The 17,096-nt window shown below is 58.0% G+C and carries 19 protein-coding genes; 8 read left to right on the top strand and 11 right to left on the bottom strand.

From position 1 onward, the window contains the following. Positions 1-128: 128 nt before the first annotated feature. From QFI97_RS14795 to sad, 6 genes are all read right to left on the bottom strand, one after another. Entirely contained in the window at positions 129-1,580 is a 1,452-nt protein-coding gene (locus tag QFI97_RS14795) for a tagaturonate reductase (RefSeq protein ID WP_331834239.1), read from the bottom strand. A gap of 103 nt (positions 1,581-1,683) precedes the next feature. Beyond that, the gene (locus QFI97_RS14790) at positions 1,684-2,214 is read right to left on the bottom strand and encodes a GNAT family N-acetyltransferase (protein ID WP_331834240.1); all 531 of its coding nucleotides are present in this window, start codon (positions 2,212-2,214) and stop codon (positions 1,684-1,686) included. Positions 2,215-2,304: 90 nt separating this feature from the next. Then, a complete protein-coding gene (locus QFI97_RS14785) occupies positions 2,305-3,717 on the bottom strand; it encodes a GGDEF domain-containing protein (RefSeq protein WP_157349308.1) in 1,413 nt (470 codons plus the stop codon). A 115-nt stretch (positions 3,718-3,832) separates the two neighbouring features. Then, positions 3,833-4,198, bottom strand: coding sequence for a DUF4186 domain-containing protein (locus tag QFI97_RS14780; RefSeq protein WP_095103413.1), 366 nt, complete (start codon positions 4,196-4,198; stop codon positions 3,833-3,835). Continuing rightward, the gene (gene glsB, locus QFI97_RS14775; RefSeq protein ID WP_346431459.1) at positions 4,198-5,124 is read right to left on the bottom strand and encodes a glutaminase B; all 927 of its coding nucleotides are present in this window, start codon (positions 5,122-5,124) and stop codon (positions 4,198-4,200) included. The genes QFI97_RS14780 and glsB overlap by 1 nt, the downstream gene beginning before the upstream one ends. 79 nt (positions 5,125-5,203) lie before the next feature. Continuing rightward, on the bottom strand, positions 5,204-6,589 hold the full coding sequence (gene sad, locus QFI97_RS14770) for a succinate-semialdehyde dehydrogenase (RefSeq protein WP_346431458.1): 1,386 nt from the start codon (positions 6,587-6,589) through the stop codon (positions 5,204-5,206). Positions 6,590-6,707: 118 nt separating this feature from the next. Between sad and ptrR the strand changes: the two genes are divergently transcribed. Next, positions 6,708-7,586, top strand: coding sequence for a putrescine utilization regulator PtrR (gene ptrR, locus QFI97_RS14765; protein ID WP_095103407.1), 879 nt, complete (start codon positions 6,708-6,710; stop codon positions 7,584-7,586). Here the strand turns inward: ptrR and QFI97_RS14760 are convergent. Then, complete coding sequence (locus QFI97_RS14760; protein ID WP_095103405.1) at positions 7,540-8,022, bottom strand: GNAT family N-acetyltransferase; 483 nt, start codon at positions 8,020-8,022, stop codon at positions 7,540-7,542. The genes ptrR and QFI97_RS14760 overlap by 47 nt on opposite strands. 145 nt (positions 8,023-8,167) lie before the next feature. On the opposite strand from QFI97_RS14760, the gene QFI97_RS14755 reads away from it, so the two are divergent. Then, complete coding sequence (locus QFI97_RS14755) at positions 8,168-9,112, top strand: L-lactate dehydrogenase (RefSeq protein WP_346431457.1); 945 nt, start codon at positions 8,168-8,170, stop codon at positions 9,110-9,112. 104 nt (positions 9,113-9,216) lie between these two features. Here the strand turns inward: QFI97_RS14755 and QFI97_RS14750 are convergent, their stop codons facing one another. Beyond that, positions 9,217-10,008: a PhzF family phenazine biosynthesis protein gene (locus QFI97_RS14750; protein WP_346431456.1), complete on the bottom strand. Its 792-nt coding sequence runs from the start codon at positions 10,006-10,008 to the stop codon at positions 9,217-9,219. A 201-nt stretch (positions 10,009-10,209) separates the two neighbouring features. On the opposite strand from QFI97_RS14750, the gene QFI97_RS14745 reads away from it, so the two are divergent. Beyond that, entirely contained in the window at positions 10,210-11,406 is a 1,197-nt protein-coding gene (locus QFI97_RS14745; protein WP_095103394.1) for a sugar transporter, read from the top strand. Positions 11,407-11,467: 61 nt separating this feature from the next. Here QFI97_RS14745 and QFI97_RS14740 read toward each other — a convergent pair whose 3' ends face one another. Further along, positions 11,468-12,136 (bottom strand): MarC family NAAT transporter, encoded by a 669-nt coding sequence (locus QFI97_RS14740; RefSeq protein WP_095103389.1) that lies wholly within the window; start codon positions 12,134-12,136, stop codon positions 11,468-11,470. A 215-nt stretch (positions 12,137-12,351) separates the two neighbouring features. Between QFI97_RS14740 and marR the strand changes: the two genes are divergently transcribed. From marR to marB, 3 genes are read left to right on the top strand one after another with little or no spacing between them, the layout of a single operon-like run. Continuing rightward, complete coding sequence (gene marR / locus QFI97_RS14735; protein ID WP_041145638.1) at positions 12,352-12,786, top strand: multiple antibiotic resistance transcriptional regulator MarR; 435 nt, start codon at positions 12,352-12,354, stop codon at positions 12,784-12,786. Positions 12,787-12,803: 17 nt separating this feature from the next. Then, a complete protein-coding gene (gene marA / locus QFI97_RS14730) occupies positions 12,804-13,184 on the top strand; it encodes an MDR efflux pump AcrAB transcriptional activator MarA (RefSeq protein ID WP_004862191.1) in 381 nt (126 codons plus the stop codon). A 30-nt stretch (positions 13,185-13,214) separates the two neighbouring features. Continuing rightward, positions 13,215-13,421, top strand: coding sequence for a multiple antibiotic resistance protein MarB (marB, locus tag QFI97_RS14725; RefSeq protein ID WP_095103387.1), 207 nt, complete (start codon positions 13,215-13,217; stop codon positions 13,419-13,421). 44 nt (positions 13,422-13,465) lie between these two features. Here the strand turns inward: marB and eamA are convergent, their stop codons facing one another. Continuing rightward, positions 13,466-14,365, bottom strand: coding sequence for an O-acetylserine/cysteine exporter (gene eamA, locus QFI97_RS14720; RefSeq protein WP_095103386.1), 900 nt, complete (start codon positions 14,363-14,365; stop codon positions 13,466-13,468). A gap of 193 nt (positions 14,366-14,558) precedes the next feature. Between eamA and ydeE the strand changes: the two genes are divergently transcribed. Continuing rightward, the gene (ydeE, locus tag QFI97_RS14715; RefSeq protein WP_095103383.1) at positions 14,559-15,755 is read left to right on the top strand and encodes an efflux MFS transporter YdeE; all 1,197 of its coding nucleotides are present in this window, start codon (positions 14,559-14,561) and stop codon (positions 15,753-15,755) included. A gap of 116 nt (positions 15,756-15,871) precedes the next feature. Then, positions 15,872-16,342, top strand: coding sequence for a helix-turn-helix domain-containing protein (locus tag QFI97_RS14710; RefSeq protein ID WP_346432090.1), 471 nt, complete (start codon positions 15,872-15,874; stop codon positions 16,340-16,342). Between the two features lie 48 nt (positions 16,343-16,390). Here the strand turns inward: QFI97_RS14710 and urtE are convergent, their stop codons facing one another. After that, positions 16,391-17,089, bottom strand: coding sequence for an urea ABC transporter ATP-binding subunit UrtE (gene urtE, locus QFI97_RS14705; protein WP_346431455.1), 699 nt, complete (start codon positions 17,087-17,089; stop codon positions 16,391-16,393). Positions 17,090-17,096: the final 7 nt, after the last annotated feature.

The following is a 17,096-nucleotide window of genomic DNA, read 5'->3' as shown; positions in this document are numbered from 1 at the left end:
CTCCGTTCTGCATGACGAAGCGGGTAAGAAGCATCAGGCCTGGCAGGGTTATTTACCTGTTGCTCAAAAGTATGTTGTAACTAATAAGGCGGGATAAATAACCCGGAACGCGCCGGGTCAAATTTGAATTAGCAGAGCGGCTTCACCGCCGCGCGCATTCCGCCGAGCAGTATGGCATCAAGGTCGAGAGTCACCTGCTCCACCAGACCGCTGATTTTGGTTAAATCCTGCTGCCAGTGCGCCTCAACCGACAGTACGGCTTTCACCAGTTCACTGGTACTCAACTGCGCATCCCGATGCGCGGACCACAGGGCCCGATAGCGCTCCATCCATTCGGCATCGTCCTGCACCGGATAGTTTTGCTCATTGCGCTCCCCGCGATAGAACGCAATCAAGGCCGCCAGCGCAAAGGTTAGCCTGGCCGCGAGTTTACCGTTTTTCGCCTGCCCCGCCAGCAGCTGCGGCAGAATGCGGGTGCGGTATTTCGTCATGCCGTTAAGCGCAATCGACAGAAGCTGATGCTTTATATAGGGATTGCGGAAGCGCCCGGTAACCGCGCGGGCGAAAGTCTCCAGCTCTTCGCGCGGCAAATCCAGCTGCGGAATAATTTCCTCATAAATCGCTTTTTCGACGAAAGAGCAGATCTCGCGATCGTTCATGGCTTCACCGACGGTATCCAGCCCGGCCAGGAAGGCAACCGGCACCAGCGCGGTGTGCGCGCCGTTGAGAATCGCCACTTTACGCTCTTTGTAAGGCTTAATATCGTCGACAATCAGGACGTTAAGCGGCAGTTTATCGAGGCGCAGCTCCGCTGCCAGCGATTTAGGCCCCTGAATAACGAACAGATAGAAGTGTTCCGCGGTGGCCAGGAAGGCGTCTTTATAACCGAGCTGCTGCTCGATTTGCAGCGCTTCATCGCGCGGATAGCCGGTGACGATACGGTCCACCAGCGTCGAGCAGAAGGTATTCGCCTCATTCAGCCACGCGGTAAAGGCTTCCGGCAGCGCCCACTCTTCGGCGTAGCGCAGCACCAGTTCACGCAGGGCTTCGCCGTTATAGTCGATAAGCTCGCATGGTATGATCACCCAGCCTTTATCGCTGGCGCCAGAGAAGCGGCTGTAGCGCTCAAACAGCAGGCGAGTCAGCTTAGCCGGATAGCTCACCGCCGGCGCATCGTCAAAACGATCTCCCGCGTGGTAGCTAATTCCCGCTTCGGTGGTATTAGAAAACACAAAGCGGATATCCGGGTTGTGCGCCAGGCGCAGGTATTCGGCATAGTCCGCATAGACGCTGATTTCCCGGGTGACGCTGCGGATCATTCGCGCATCGCTAACCGCATCGCCCTTCTCGTTAAGCCCGCGAATAATCGTGGTATAGAGACCGTCCTGAACGCTCAGCGACGGCGGGAATTCGCTCTCAATGGGGCGCACGATGACTACGCCGGCATTCAGGTCGGTGTGCTCGTTGAGCAGATCGACCTGCCAGTCGATAAAGGCGCGTAAGAAGTTGCCTTCACCGAACTGGATAATGCGTTCAGGATACTGCGCGCCGGGAAAATCGCGACGGTTGAGTGTTTTCACAATGGGTTCCCTCATAGAGTAGTCATACAGCCTGAGTAATTGGTGTAATAACTTATCAGCTTTCTCTACCAGTAAAACCCCGTTTTGATCAAACCATCGGCAGTTATTGCAGGAACTTATAGAACAACGAGGTGGCGGTCATCTTTCCGTCCGGCATCAGCGCATAGCGCGGAATTTCCCCGGCTTTTTCCCAGCCACACTGAACGTAGAAGCGCTCTGCGCCGCTCCCTGTCGCGGTATCCAGTACCAGCACGGACTTGCCCTGGTCGCGGGCGACCTCTTCGAGATAGTTCATCAGCGCGTTAGCCAGCCCCTGACGCCTGGCATTTTGGTGAACCAAAAGTTTGGCCACGTCGGCGCGATGAGGCTGGTTTTCCGGCTGGCTGACAATGAGCTGGACGGTACCGACGATCTGATGGCGTTCATTTTCTGCCACCATCACAATACGCTCTCCCGCGGCAACGCTCTGAGCCGTACGGTTCCAGAAGTCGCTGGCAGTTTGCGGTGAGAACGGCAGCATAAAGCTGACCGACGCTCCGCCGTTCACGCAGCTGGTCAAAATGTCGCTTAACGGCTGAAGCTGTTCGAGGATTTCTTCACGCGAGAGCGTGCGCAGGGAAAAGGATGTGGCCATGATCAGTTCCTTAAAATTGACCACATCACTATGTTTTTAACCTAAATTTAACTCAAGCAAAATCACTATCGTATTTTCTTATTACCGCTTTCAGACCAGCCCGGGCGTACAAACCCGATTGCGTCCCGCTTTCTTGGCGCTCACCAGATAGTCGTCAGCGGCCATCAGCAGCTGATTAAAGAGCTCGGTTATCCGCTCGCTCCCCACCGGACGAGACTCCAGCCCCATGCTCACGGTAAGGCGGATCTTGTTCTGCCCCCAGACAAAGGTTTGCGCCTCGACGCCCTGGCGGATTTTCTCCGCCAGCGCCTGACTCTCCTGCATCGACGAGCTCAGGGTTGCCACGGCAAACTCCTCCCCGCCAATCCGCGCTACCAGCCCCTGCTCGCCCGCCAGCTGGCGCACCTGTTGCGCAAACTGCGTCAGGACGCAATCGCCGCACTCATGCCCCCAGCTGTCGTTGACCCGCTTAAAGCCGTCAATATCCAGCACCATCACGGTCAGCAGCTGCCCTTCAGCCAGCGTCTGACGTTTGAGCGCCTCGCCGAGCCCGGAGCGTGAGTAAACGCGGGTCTGGAAATCAAAATCGGCGCGCAGCGCCAGCTGTTTCACCAGGTTATTAATCGCTTCTACGCTCGAGGCGACAATCACCGGGCTAATCAGCATCGCGGCGATCCCCAGACGGGTGGAGAAGAGCTGCCACGGCTGCATCCGCGCGTCGGGAGAGAGATGAATCAGCGAGTTTGCCACCAGCAGAATTTCGCTGATGCCGGTGATAAACGTCAGCAGACAGGTCAGCGGCAGCGGATAGCGAATGGCGCACCAAATCAGCGCCGGCAGCGGGAAAGTGATGCTCCCCGCTCCGCCGACGCTAACCCCGAGAATAATCGACAATACCAGCGCGATAACCGGCAGCAGCTGGCGGAAACGGAAGGCGCCGAGCGCCGAAGGCAGCGTCAGGGTCAGAATAAACGGCAGGATCAGCACCGCGGTCGAGAACTGCTCGCTAAACCAGTCCGCCAGCTGAGGAATAAAGGTGGCGCGCTCGACGTCCACCGAACCCAGCGCGCCGACGGCAGCGCACAGCAGCGCCGCCAGCAGGCAATAACAAAACAGGTTCAGCGCATTAATTGGCCCCGGCATAGAATCAGCGCGTCGCTTATCCCACAGCACCAGCTGCGCCAGGATCACAATAAAAACAATATTGGAGAAGTTAATCAGCAGCGAAGCGAAGCCCATTCCCCAGCGCGACGTCAGGCCGTCATAAACCAGCATCGCGGCAAAACAAACCGCATAAAAATAGCTGCGGTTTAGCCAGACGTAACGCGCAAAGATCCCCGCCATCACGGCATTAAGCGGCCAGAAAAACGAGAGTTCCTGCACCAGACGCAGCATGGCGCCAAAGAAATGAAGCAGCAGCGTTAACGTGAATAACACCAGCGCATCACGCACGGGCTGCTCCTCACGAAACAGCGTGAATGACCGAATCGACAGTGAAGACATTCAGTAATTATCCGTCTAATTGTTTCAGGCAATTATTATGTTAATAATTAGTTAGCGGATTATCATAGCATGAGAATATTTATCAGGCATACATATGCCTGATTGTTGCTCACTATCAATGGCCGGAAGAATTCATCTGCAGCACCAGCCAATGGTGAATAACCTGCACGACGTACCGCTGCTCGTCGGCGCTCAGCGCCCGGCCTGGAGGGATCGCGTGCCACTTTTCGAGGCAGCCGCGACAGCAGGTGGCGGTGGCGTGCTGGGCGATAAAGACCGGATGGCCGCGCATTGGCGTTTGCTTGCCGTCATTGGGGATATTCGCTGGCGCCAGGCGGCGGGCAATAAAATCCGCCGCGTGCTGGTCAATGGTCTCCGCCCCTTTATCGAAACAGTATTGCCGCTCTTTAATTCCCAGCTTAAAACGGGAGCGAAACGCGGAACGCTCCAGCCGGCTAAATAAACTGTTCATGTTAACCATCAGAATACCGACCTTCCCACCTGCTGAGTGAGTTTTTCCAGCACCGCAACCCCGGCCAGCGAGTTCCCGGCCTGATCCAGCTCCGGACTCCATACGGCAATAGCCATCTCCTGGGGAACGATCGCCACGATCCCTCCGCCAACGCCCGATTTTGCCGGCAGCCCGACGCGCCAGGCAAACTCCCCGGCGTTTTGATACATTCCGCTGGTCATCATCAGGGCATTCACCTGACGCGACTGAATCGGCGCAATCACCGGCGTATCGAGGTGCGGCGCGATACCGCGATCGGCGAGGAACAGAAAGGTCCGCGCCAGCTCAACGCAGCTCATCTCCAGCGAACAGTAGTGGAAATAGTTGTGCAGCACCGTGGCGACGTCGTTATGGAAATTGCCGAAGGACTTCATCAGCCAGGCAATCGCCGCATTGCGCGCCGAATGCTCAAACTCGGAACGCGCCACCAGCGGGTCGTAGGCGATATCCGCCACTCCGCTCAGCCGCCGGACAATTTCCAGCATCCGCTGGCGCGGCGCGCTGAGGCGGCTTTGCAGCATATCGCAAACCACCAGAGCCCCGGCATTAATGAAAGGGTTGCGCGGTTTTCCCTGCTCGATTTCCAGCTGCAGGAGCGAGTTAAACGGCTGGCCGGAGGGATCTTTCCCCACCCGCTGCCAGATCTCGTCTTCCTGATAGTGGTTCATCGCCACCACCAGGCTGAGCACTTTAGAGATGGATTGAATGGAAAAACGCTCATGGGCGTCACCGGCAAAATAGTGCCGCCCGTCAACCGTGCTGATCGCGATGCCAAGCTTATTGCCGCTCACGCTGGCCAGCGCCGGAATATAGTCCGCCACCTTACCGCGCCCAATCAGCGGCCTGATTTCTGCCAGAATCGCATCCAGCATTACATTATTGATGACCGTCGCCACGCCCGGCTCCTTGCCCACATCCAAATTCGGGCTGCGAGTATAGCAGAGCGCGGCGACGGGCGTCAGGCGCTAACGTCGATTAGCGGCGGTCTTTCCATACGGTCTGCACGTTACAGAACTCATGCAGCCCAAAGTGCGAGAGCTCGCGGCCGAAACCGCTTTTTTTCACGCCGCCAAAGGCCACCCGCGCGTCGCTGGCGCTGTAGCCATTGATGAAGACCCCGCCGCACTCCAACTGACGGGAGAAGCGGTCGGCCTCTTCGGCGCTGGCGGTAAAGACGGTGGCCGACAAGCCAAATTCGCTGTCATTAGCCAGCTCCAGGGCATGCGCGGCGTCGCGAGCCACGGTTATCGTGGCGACCGGACCAAACAGCTCCTGGCGGAAGCCGGTCATTTCAGCGGTCACGTTACCCAGCACCGTCGGGGCATAGTAGTTACCGGCGCCGGCAACCTTTTCGCCGCCGAGCAGCAGGGTCGCCCCTTCCGCCAGCGTCGCCGCCACCTGCTGATGGAGCTCGTCACGGAGGTCGAAACGCGCCATTGGCCCCAGATAGTTGGCCTCATCGCGCGGGTCGCCCATTTTCAACGCCTCAACGGCGGCAACGAATTTTTTGCTGAACGCATCGGCAATCCCGGCTTCGACAATAAAGCGCTTCGCTGCCGCACACACCTGTCCGGTGTTCTGATAGCGTCCGATTACCGCCGCTTTCACCGCCTCGTCCAGGTTGGCATCGTTCAGCACGATAAACGGGTCCGATCCCCCCAGTTCGAGGACGCACTTCTTCAGCGCGGCTCCGGCCTGGGCGCCAATCGCCTTCCCGGCGCGAACGCTACCGGTCACCGTCACGGCGGCTATGCGCTGATCGTTAATGGTCTGCGATACGCCTTCATTGGTGGCGTTGACCCAGCCGAATACGCCGGCTGGCAGCCCCGCCTGCGTGAAGATGTCGCCGATCAGCGCCGCGCTGCCCATGACGTTCGGCGCATGCTTGAGCAGATAGCTGTTGCCTGCCAGCAGGATCGGTACCGCGCCGCGCAGTACCTGCCACAGGGGAAAGTTCCACGGCATAATCGCCAGAATGGCGCCCAGCGGGCGGTATTCGATAACGGCTTTATTATCTTCGACCTGGGTGGCTTCGGTTTTCAGCATTGCCGGACCGTGCTCGGCATACCAGTCGCAGAGATTGGCCGATTTGGTCACTTCGCCGCGGGCCTGGGCAATCGGCTTACCCATCTCCAGGCTTATCATCTGCGCCATCTCTTCCGCCCGGCTACGCAGGACGCTGCCGACCTGACGCAGCGCAGCGGCGCGCTGGTCTACGCCTGTCGCGCGCCACTGGCGATAGCCCAGCTCCGCGAGAGCAATAGCCGCATCGACCTCCTGTTCAGTAGCCCAGGGCAGAGACGACACAATTTCACCGGTGGTCGGGTTCAGGGAAACCGCATGAGTTGCAGATAAATTCATCGTTATTCTCTCTGTGTTGATGGCGAATGTTGATTGCGAACTGACCTCATTCTGGCTTACGCTTCCATTCATTGAAAATGAATAATATTAAGCAACCTGTTCACAAAAGAAGAAGACTATGGACCTGACCCAGCTTGAGATGTTTAACGCCGTCGCCGCGACGGGCAGCATTACCCAGGCCGCTCAGAAGGTGCATCGCGTCCCTTCTAACCTCACCACCCGCATTCGCCAGCTGGAGGCCGACCTCGGCGTTGAGCTGTTTATCCGCGAGAACCAGCGCCTGCGCCTTTCTCCTGCCGGCCATAGCTTTCTGCGCTACAGCCAGCAGATCCTGGCGCTGGTCGACGAGGCGAGAATGGTGGTTGCCGGCGATGAGCCGCAGGGGCTGTTTTCGCTAGGGTCGCTGGAGAGCACCGCCGCGGTAAGGATCCCCTCGGCGCTGGCGCTCTATAACCAGCGCTATCCGAAAATCCATCTGGCGCTCTCGACCGGCCCTTCCGGCAATATGATTGACGGCGTGCTCGAAGGCACCCTGAGCGCGGCATTTATCGACGGCCCGCTGGTGCACCCCGGCCTTGAAGGCCTGCCGGTATTCCCGGAGGAGATGATGATCGTCGCGCCCGTGGGTCATGCCCCCATTACCCGCGCCAGCGAGGTGAACGGCGTCAACGTCTACGCGTTTCGCGCCAACTGCTCCTACCGACGGCATTTTGAAAGCTGGTTTCACGCCGATCGCGCCACGCCCGGGCGGATCCATGAGATGGAGTCCTATCATGGCATGCTGGCGTGCGTGATTGCCGGGGCCGGGCTGGCGCTGATCCCGCGCAGCATGCTGGAGAGTATGCCCGGCCATCAGCAGGTTTCCGCGTGGCCGCTTGCCGAAGAGTGGCGCTGGCTAACTACCTGGCTGGTGTGGCGCCGCGGGGCGAAAACCCGCCAGCTGGAGGCGTTTATAGCGCTGCTGAACGAAGATCGGCAACGAGCAGTTTCTCCATAAACAGGCTCAGCGGATCGGGCTGATAGGGAGCAAAAGCGCTGCGCGTTTGATAGCCGCTGCGGGTATAGAGCCTGACGGCGGCCTGCTGATAGATGCCGGTCTCAAGACGCACGGTGTGGCAATCGCGCCGGCGGGCCTCTTCTTCCAGCGCCTGCAGCAGCTTTTCACCCAGCATCTGTCCGCGATGGCTGGGGTCGATAAACACCCGCTTCATTTCGCCAAAGCCATCGTCGCCGAGGACGATAGCTCCGCAGCCCACCGCCTGCTGGTTTTCATCCCGGATAAGCAGCACGATAACCGACTCCGCCTTTAGCTGGCTCAGGTCAACGAGGTGGTTACTCTCCGCCGGATAGAGCGACTCCTGGAAAGCGTCCAGTTGGGCAATAAGGGCGGTGAGATCGGGATGGGACAACGAGGTCGGGGCGATGGTGTACATAGGCGAGCTCCTTTTTTTGAGCCACTGTAGCGCAACGCGTACAGCCGTTTCTCATAGCATTAACTTATACCTCCGGCATCCTCTTGCGCTAACCAATTGAGCCGCAGTAATTTTATGCCATGACGGTTGATATCAGGAGCGGACCATGAATAGCAAAGCGCGCAAGGTGATGATCATCGGCGCAGGCAACGTCGGCACCTCGGCGGCCTATGCATTATTAAACCAGAATATCTGCGAAGAGCTGATCCTCGTCGATCTCGATAAAACGCGGGCCCAGGCGCACGCTCAGGACCTTAGCGACGCCGCCGCCTATATGCCGGGAATGATGGCCATTTCAGTACGCGATGCAAGCGACTGCGCCGATGTGGATATCGCGGTGATCACCGTCTCCGGCGGCGCGCTGAAAGAGGGCGAAAGTCGCCTGGACGAGCTGGCCCGTACGGCGAAAATCGTCCGCAGCATTGTCCCGCGGATGATGGACAACGGTTTCAACGGTATCTTCCTGATTGCCACCAACCCCTGCGATATTATTACCTGGCAGGTGTGGCAGCTTTCCGGCTTGCCGCGCGGCCAGGTGATTGGTACCGGCGTCTGGCTGGATACCACCCGCCTGCGCCGCCTGCTGGCGCAGGCGCTGGATATTGGCGCCCAGAGTATCGATGCTTTTATTCTCGGCGAACATGGCGATACCCAGTTTCCGGTGTGGTCCCACTCGTCGGTGTACGGCTCGCCGATTGCCGAGGTTTACCAAAAACATACCGGTAAGGCGCTGGACCGTCAGCAAATCGCCGACCGGGTTCGCAAACTCGGGTTTGAGATCTATGCCGGTAAAGGCTGCACCGAATATGGCGTCGCCGGAACCATCGCCGAGATTTGCCGCAATATCTTTACCGGTAGCCACCGCGCGCTGGCCATCTCCTGCATTCTCGATGGCGAGTACGGTATTCGCGGCGCAGCGGTCGGCGTACCGGCCGTGCTGGCGCAAAACGGCGTGCAGCAGATTATAGAATTGCAGCTAGCGCCGGAGGAAAGTGAGAAGTTCCGTCATTCAGTGGCGGTGATAAAAGCCAATATCGCCCGCCTCGAATAAGATATGGCCTGGCGCCACAGGCGTCGCGAGCGGCCCCCGCGACGCCACTCAGCGCAGAAAGAGCCTGCCGCCAGGAGACATTGCAGCCTCTTTCACGATTTTCCTTAGCGTAGGGTGATGGTGCCAGTCAGATAGATTATCGCCTGACCGCCGATCAGCACCCTCTCCCCCTGCCACTGGCAGCGCAGATCGCCACCGCGAGCCGATACCTGACGCGCCTGCATCTGCGTTTTGCCAAGCCTTTCGCCCCAGTAAGGGATCAGCATGCTGTGAGCAGAGCCGGTGACCGGATCTTCGGCAACCCCTTCGCCAGGACAGAAGAAACGGCTGACAAAGTCATATTCCTCATCCGCCGCGCTGATACAGACCATTTTGCCAAGCCGCTGGAGCTGGTGCATATCCGGACGGACGGCTTCGACCTGCTGGCGATCGGCCAGCACCACCAGGTAGTCGCGCCCAACCCGCACGTCCACCGCGTGGCTGATTCCCAGCCCGGCAAACAGCTCGGCGGGCGGCGCGGCGACTTCCTCCGCTGACCACGCCGGAAAGTCCAGGGTCAGCCAGTCGCCGTTGCGCGTAACCCGCAGCTCGCTGACAAAACGGGTGCTGAAAACGATGGTGGTAGAGGGATAGTCAAGATATTCAAAAATAACGTGCGAGGCCGCCAGGGTGGCGTGGCCGCAGAGGTTTATCTCATACTGCGTCGTGAACCAGCGCAGCTCATAGCCTTCATCGGTGCGCACGAAAAAGGCGGTCTCCGACTGATTGTGCTGCTGGGCCATTTTCAGCAGCGTCTCGTCCGGCAGCCACTCGGTTAACGGGCATACCGCCGCGGCGTTGCCGCCAAAGTTACGATCGCTGAAAGCATCCACCAGATAAAAATCAATTTTTTGCATTGTCGTAGTCCTTTTTTTTTACTTATCCTCAACATGACATAAAAGCGGGATATGCACACGATCTATATAAAAATTAATCTGTTAGCCATTTTATTTCCGCGACGGCATAATGAGACGCAGATCACAAAATGATTGTATTTTCAGCAGCAATCGTTTTAAGATCGCCTTCTCTTCTTCTTCTAAGCACTCAGTTCAGAACCTATGATTACAAACACGGTTTCACGCAAGGTCGCGTGGCTTCGGGTAGTCACGCTGGCGATCGCCGCTTTTATCTTTAATACCACTGAATTCGCGCCGGTCGGCCTGCTGTCAGATATTGCCGACAGCTTCGGCATGGAAACCGCGCAGGTCGGCATAATGCTGACTATTTACGCGTGGGTCGTGGCCCTGATGTCGCTGCCGTTTATGCTGCTCACCAGCCAGATGGAGCGCCGCCGCCTGCTGATTGGCCTGTTTATTCTGTTTATCGCCAGCCACGTGCTGTCGTTTTTTGCGTGGAGCTTTAACGTGCTGGTGATCAGCCGTATCGGTATCGCCTTTGCGCACGCGGTGTTCTGGTCCATTACCTCGGCGCTGGCGATCCGCATGGCGCCAGCGGGAAAACGCGCCCAGGCGCTGAGCCTGATTGCTACCGGCACCGCGCTGGCTATGGTCTTCGGTATTCCAATCGGCCGCATCGTTGGCCAGTATTTCGGCTGGCGCACGACCTTCCTGGTCATCGGCCTCGGCGCGCTGGTGACGCTGGTGTGTCTCTACAAGCTGCTGCCGAAGCTGCCCAGCGAGCACTCCGGTTCGCTGAAAAGCCTGCCGCTGCTGTTTCGCCGCCCGGCGCTGCTCAGCATCTATCTGCTGACCGCTATCGTGGTGACGGCGCACTACACCGCCTATAGCTACATCGAACCGTTTGTGCAGACGGTGGCCGGTCTGAGCGGTAATTTCGCCACCGTGCTGCTGCTGGTGCTCGGCGGCGCGGGGATTATCGGCAGCGTGCTGTTCGGTAAACTGGGCAATCAGCACGCTTCGGGCCTGATTAATGTCGCGATTGGCCTGCTGCTGGCCTGTCTGCTGCTGCTGCTGCCGGCATCGCAAAATGCCAACCACCTGATGCTGCTGAGCATCTTCTGGGGCGTGGCGATTATGATAATCGGCCTGGGAATGCAGGTTAAGGTACTGGCGCTGGCGCCGGATGCTACCGACGTGGCCATGTCGCTGTTCTCGGGGATCTTTAATATTGGCATCGGCGCCGGCGCGCTGGTCGGCAGCCAGGTGAGCACCCATATGTCAATGGCCTCCATCGGCTACGTCGGAGCCATTCCGGCGCTGGTGGCGCTGGTCTGGTCGGTGATGATCTTCCGCCGCTGGCCGGTGTCGCTGGAAGAGCGGCCTCACCACTCCTGATAGCCACCATAAAAAAGCCGGGCAGCGCGACGCTGCCCGGCTTTTTTTATCCATTCACCGGTCAGACATGATAGGTGGTAATGATCTCCAGCACCCCGTTAATAATAAACTGCACACCCATGCACACCAGCAGGAAGCCCATCAGGCGGGAGATCGCCTCGATGCCGCCCTTCCCGACCATGCGCATAATCGCCCCGGAGCTGCGCAGGCTGACCCACAGAATCAGCGCCACCAGCGCAAAGGTGATCGGCGGCGCCGCCAGCACCACCCATTCCGGAAACTCAACGCCGTGTTTCACCGTCGACGCCGTACTGATGATCATCGCGATGGTACCCGGCCCGGCGGTACTCGGCATAGCCAGCGGGACAAAGGCGATATTGGCCGTCGGTTCGTCCTGCAGCTCTTCCGATTTCATTTTGGCTTCCACGGAGTCATGCGCCTTCTGCTGCGGAAACAGCATCCGGAAACCAATAAAGGCCACGATCAGCCCGCCGGCGATACGCAGACCGGGGATTGAGATACCGAAGGTATTCATCACCACCTGGCCGGCATACCACGCCACCGCCAGAATGATAAAGACATATACCGAGGCCATCAGCGATTGTCGGTTACGCTCGGCGTTGTTCATGTTGCCCGCCAGCCCGAGGAACAATGCGACGGTCGTGAGCGGGTTTGCCAGCGGCAAAATCACCACCAGCCCCAGACTTATCGCTTTAAAAAGTTCCATCATGATTAATTAAGCCCCTGTTAATATTAAACAATTAAAAATTTTACTCTCTGAGTATAACGTTGGTCGTCGGTATCATACCAGCGCTGATATTTTCCTCGCAGCGCCTGCGCGGGCGTGCTTTAGCAAATCGTGTCATCGCCGAATCCATCAGGTTGACTTATTGTTGCCTGGGCAATAATATCCACAGCAATTAAATAATTGCCTGGGCAACCATTGTGAAAAGCACAAGTGACCTGTTTAACGAAATGATCCCCCTCGGTCGCTTGATCCAGATGGTTAACCAGAAAAAAGATCGCCTGCTCAACGAGTACCTCTCACCGATGGATATCACTTCCACCCAGTTCCGGGTGCTCTGTTCCATTCGTTGCGAAGTATGCATTACCCCCGTTGAGCTGAAAACCGTGCTCTCGGTCGACCCAGGCGCAATGACGCGCATGCTCGATCGCCTGGTCTGTAAAGGCTGGATTGAACGGTTACCCAACCCCACTGACAAACGCGGCGTGCTGGTGCAGCTAACGCCAGACGGCGCGGCGCTATGTGAGCAATGTCATCAGGTTGTGGGTCAGAAATTGCACCAGGAGTTAACAAAAAATCTGTCGGCGGATGAAGTGGTCACCCTTGAGTATTTACTCAAGAAAGTCCTGCCGTAATAAGAAGAGGTAAGATGATGTCCAGACGCAATAACGACGCCATCACTATCCATAGTATTTTGTCGTGGATTGAAGATAACCTGGAATCGCCGCTGTCGCTGGAAAAAGTGTCTGAGCGCTCAGGTTACTCTAAATGGCACCTGCAAAGAATGTTCAAGAAAGAGACCGGTCACTCCTTAGGCCAGTACATCCGCAGCCGCAAGCTGACCGAGATCGCGCAGAAGCTCAAGCAGAGCAACGAGCCGATCCTCTATCTGGCGGAGCGCTACGGTTTTGAATCACAGCAAACGCTGACCCGAACCTTTAAAAACTATTTCGACGTTCCGCCGCATAAATATCGCATGACAAATATGCCGGGTGAATCCCGCTATCTGATGCCACTGAACAACTGTTGTTAATCGCCTGCAAAAAGACGTATTGAGGAAATCATGAAACTATTCGCTTCCGCCGCCCTTGTGCTGGTAGCGCTGACCTCTGGTCAGAGCTATGCGGAGCAAACCACTACTCCGGTTCGTCATAACCACCGCGATGCGATGATAATGCCTTCCGAACATAACGATTCGCCGTTTGATTTCAATCATATGGCTGCCGGTAGCGACAAGTCAGATGAGCTAGGCGTGCCCTACTACAACTAACCGCACGACTCCGGTTTTTTAGCCCCGATATTCGGGGCTTTTTTTTATCCCCGCGCCGCGCCGACGCGAATGCGCCGCAGGCCAAACACGTTAATATACAGCCCGGCCATAATCAGCACCGCCCCGACGAGCTGCAGTCCGCTCAAGGTTTCGCCAAGCAGCAGCGCGGCGCTGGCCATCCCGACCACCGGCACCAGCAGCGAGAGCGGCGCCACCCGCCAGGTCTCATAGCGCCCGAGCAGCGACCCCCAAATCCCGTAGCCGACAATCGTGGCGATAAACGCCAGATAGAGCAGCGAAAGCACGGTCAGCAGATCGATCTGCAACAGGCTGGCGACCATTTTTTGCGGGCCGTCGAGCAGGTATGAGGCCAGCATAAACGGCAGCACCGGGATCAGCGCGCTCCACACCACCAGCGACATGATCTGCGGCTTCTCCTGCCGGGACATGATTTTTTTATTGAAGATATTCCCGCAGGCCCAGCTCAGCGCCGCCGCGAGGGTCAGCATAAACCCAACCACCGGCACATGCTGCGGGCCGAGGCTCGCCTCTATCAGCACCAGCACGCCGAAAATCGCCAGCGCGATGCCGGCCAGCTGCTTGCCCTGCAGACGTTCGCCAAAGGTAAACACCCCGAGGATGATGGTGAAGAACGCCTGCGCCTGCAGCACCAGCGAAGCCAGCCCGGCGGGCATGCCGAGGCCGATGGCGCAGAACAGAAAGGCGAACTGCCCAAAGCTGATCGTCAGGCCGTAGCCCAGCAGCAGGCGCAGGGGAATTTTTGGCCGCGCCACAAACAGCAGCGCCGGGAAGGCGACCAGTAAAAAACGCAGCCCCGCCAGCATCAGCGGCGGCATATTGTGAAGCCCGAGCTTAATAACCACAAAATTAAGCCCCCAAACGACCACCACCAGCAGTGCCAGCAGCCCGTCTTTACGTGTCATACCCCGCCTCGGTTACTACGCTAATTTTTATCAATGAAATCAAAGTAACGAAAAAATCGTCATCCGGATAGATCATTATTTTTAGCAGGGTCGTAATGCCCCTTCCGACATAGGGGAATGCTATACAAGCCTGAAAGACCATGTTATTTGTGAATAGCACCACAAAAAATAACATTTATCAGGCAAGGAAAAAATGATACCGACCCTCAGGCGCTCAACGATAGCGCTGCTGGCCTCATCGCTGCTGCTCACCATCGGCCGCGGCGCGACGCTTCCTTTTATGACCATCTTTCTTACCCGCCAGTATCAGCTGGAGGTAGATAAAATCGGCTATGCCATGTCTATCGCCCTGACGGTCGGCGTGGTGTTCAGCATGGGGTTCGGCATTCTGGCCGATAAGTTCGATAAAAAGCGCTATATGCTGATTGCCGTGACGGCCTTTATCTGCGGCTTTGTAGCGATACCGCTGGTGAACAGCGTCTCTCTGGTGGTCTTTTTCTTCGCTCTGATCAACTGCGCCTATTCCGTCTTCTCCACCGTGCTAAAGGCGTGGTTTGCCGACGTTCTGTCGCCGGAAAAAAAGGCGCGGATCTTCTCGCTCAACTATACCTTCCTCAATATCGGCTGGACCGTTGGCCCCCCGCTTGGCACCCTGCTGGTGATGCACAGCATTAACCTGCCGTTCTGGCTGGCCGCGGCCTGCGCCGCGTTTCCGCTGGTGTTTATCCAGCTCTTCGTCCAGCGGACATCGGCGGCTATCGCTGCGGATACTGGCAGCCAGTGGTCGCCCTCGGTTCTGCTGCGCGACCGGGCACTAATGTGGTTTACGCTCTCCGGGCTGCTGGCGTCGTTTGTCGGCGGCTCTTTCGCCTCCTGTATTTCCCAGTATGTACTGGTGGTCGCCGATAGCGACTTTGCTGAAAAAGTGGTGGCGGTGGTTTTACCGGTTAACGCCGCCGTGGTGGTGGCGCTGCAGTACGCCGTCGGGCGCAGGCTGAACGCGCGCAATATCCGCCCGCTGATGACCTTTGGCACGCTATGCTTTGTCATCGGGCTGGGCGGGTTTATTCTTTCCGGCAGCAGCCTGCTGCTGTGGGGCGTGTCGGCGGCGGTCTTTACCCTGGGGGAAATTATTTATGCTCCCGGGGAATATATGCTGATCGACAACATTGCGCCGGCGGGCATGAAGGCCAGCTATTTTTCCGCCCAGTCGTTAGGCTGGCTTGGCGCCGCGTTTAACCCGATGATCACCGGGGCGATCCTGACCCACATGCCGCACTGGTCGCTGTTTGTGGTGCTGATGGTGGCGATTATCGCCGCATGGCTGATGATTTTCCGCGGCATGAACAATCCTCCCCGGCAAAAAGGTTATCCGGTCGCCAGCGCCTGAAGCCTGCCGTCATGCGGCTGTCGGGTCGGTGTCGGGTTACTGTCGGCAGGAGATCGTGGCGGCCGACGGCGGAAAGCATCACGCTGCATCTCAGGTTTCACCCGGAGATAGATATGATGAACAGCATTAATCAGGTTAAACAGTTACGTCTGCAGCGCGCATGGTCTCAGGAGCAGCTGGCCGAACTGGCCGGCGTCAGCGTGCGCACCATTCAGCGCATCGAAAACGGCGATCGGCCGGGCCTGGAAACGCTCAGCGCCCTCGCCGCCGTGTTTGAGGTTAACGTAGCCGAACTGAGCGGCGACGCCCCCGTCGGGCACGAAGAATCCCTTGATTTACGTATTGAGGAAGCCAAAGAGCGGGTCCATCAGGAGAGCCGCTTCTTCCGCTCGCTGTCGGTGGCGGTGGTGGTTTGCGTTCTGCTGGCGGTGCTAAACCGGGTCACCAGCCCCGAAAACTACTGGTCCGCATGGGTAGCCGCTATCTGGGGCGCGCTGCTGCTGGTGAGAGCGGCACGGCTGTTTGTCTTCGGCGGATTGACCCGCAGCTGGCGCCAGGCGCGGCTGCAGCGATTGTTGCGTAAGTAGACTCCGTTAAGCGCGACGCCCGGCGCCGCGCTTAACGGCTATTGCGGCTTAGATAGCCACCATTCCGCGCACGCCCTCGGCTTCCATATCCGCGCCCTTTCCTTGCTGAATAATCACTCCTCGCGACATCACCAGGTAGTGGTCGGCAAGAGCTGCGGCAAAATCATAGAACTGCTCGACCAGCAGGATCGCCATATCGCCACGGTTCGCCAGCTGGCGGATGACTTCGCCGATTTCCTTAATCACCGAGGGCTGAATACCTTCCGTCGGCTCGTCGAGGATCAGCAGCTGCGGCCGGCTGGCAAGCGCCCGACCAATCGCCAGCTGCTGCTGCTGACCGCCGGAGAGATCGCCCCCGCGCCGCTGCTTCATCGTTTTTAACACCGGAAACAGCTGATAGATCTCCTCCGGAACCTGCCGGGCGTCGCGGGCGGCAAAGCGCGAAAGGCCCATCAGCAGGTTCTCTTCAACGGTGAGGCGCGGAAAAATCTCCCGCCCCTGCGGGACATAGGCGATCCCCGCCTGTACGCGCTGATGGGGTTTGCGCGCCGTGATGGTCTTATCCTGCCATATCACTTCGCCGCTGCGCGCCGGGACCAGCCCCATCAGGCACTTCAGCAGCGTGGTTTTACCTACGCCGTTGCGCCCCAGCAGGCAGGTAATCTCCCCCGGTCGGGCAGCAAAATCAACGCCGCGCAGAATATGGCTGCCGCCATAGTATTGATGTAACTGGTTAACCTGCAGCATCGGCGCT

Origin of the sequence: Klebsiella scottii (assembly GCF_036561945.1) — a bacterium.
GTDB lineage: Bacteria > Pseudomonadota > Gammaproteobacteria > Enterobacterales > Enterobacteriaceae > Klebsiella > Klebsiella scottii.
Note: the sequence above shows the minus strand (reverse complement) of the source record. Positions and strands in the feature narration are given on the sequence as shown.

Coding starts and splice junctions, on each gene's coding strand:
- QFI97_RS14790 (WP_331834240.1), bottom strand. CDS start 2,214: ATGGCCACATCCTTTTCCCTGCGCACGCTCTCGCGTGAAGAAATCCTC.
- QFI97_RS14785 (WP_157349308.1), bottom strand. CDS start 3,717: ATGTCTTCACTGTCGATTCGGTCATTCACGCTGTTTCGTGAGGAGCAG.
- QFI97_RS14780 (WP_095103413.1), bottom strand. CDS start 4,198: ATGGTTAACATGAACAGTTTATTTAGCCGGCTGGAGCGTTCCGCGTTT.
- sad (WP_346431458.1), bottom strand. CDS start 6,589: ATGAATTTATCTGCAACTCATGCGGTTTCCCTGAACCCGACCACCGGT.
- ptrR (WP_095103407.1), top strand. CDS start 6,708: ATGGACCTGACCCAGCTTGAGATGTTTAACGCCGTCGCCGCGACGGGC.
- QFI97_RS14760 (WP_095103405.1), bottom strand. CDS start 8,022: ATGTACACCATCGCCCCGACCTCGTTGTCCCATCCCGATCTCACCGCC.
- QFI97_RS14755 (WP_346431457.1), top strand. CDS start 8,168: ATGAATAGCAAAGCGCGCAAGGTGATGATCATCGGCGCAGGCAACGTC.
- QFI97_RS14750 (WP_346431456.1), bottom strand. CDS start 10,008: ATGCAAAAAATTGATTTTTATCTGGTGGATGCTTTCAGCGATCGTAAC.
- QFI97_RS14745 (WP_095103394.1), top strand. CDS start 10,210: ATGATTACAAACACGGTTTCACGCAAGGTCGCGTGGCTTCGGGTAGTC.
- QFI97_RS14740 (WP_095103389.1), bottom strand. CDS start 12,136: ATGATGGAACTTTTTAAAGCGATAAGTCTGGGGCTGGTGGTGATTTTG.
- marA (WP_004862191.1), top strand. CDS start 12,804: ATGTCCAGACGCAATAACGACGCCATCACTATCCATAGTATTTTGTCG.
- marB (WP_095103387.1), top strand. CDS start 13,215: ATGAAACTATTCGCTTCCGCCGCCCTTGTGCTGGTAGCGCTGACCTCT.
- eamA (WP_095103386.1), bottom strand. CDS start 14,365: ATGACACGTAAAGACGGGCTGCTGGCACTGCTGGTGGTGGTCGTTTGG.
- ydeE (WP_095103383.1), top strand. CDS start 14,559: ATGATACCGACCCTCAGGCGCTCAACGATAGCGCTGCTGGCCTCATCG.
- QFI97_RS14710 (WP_346432090.1), top strand. CDS start 15,872: ATGAACAGCATTAATCAGGTTAAACAGTTACGTCTGCAGCGCGCATGG.
- urtE (WP_346431455.1), bottom strand. CDS start 17,089: ATGCTGCAGGTTAACCAGTTACATCAATACTATGGCGGCAGCCATATT.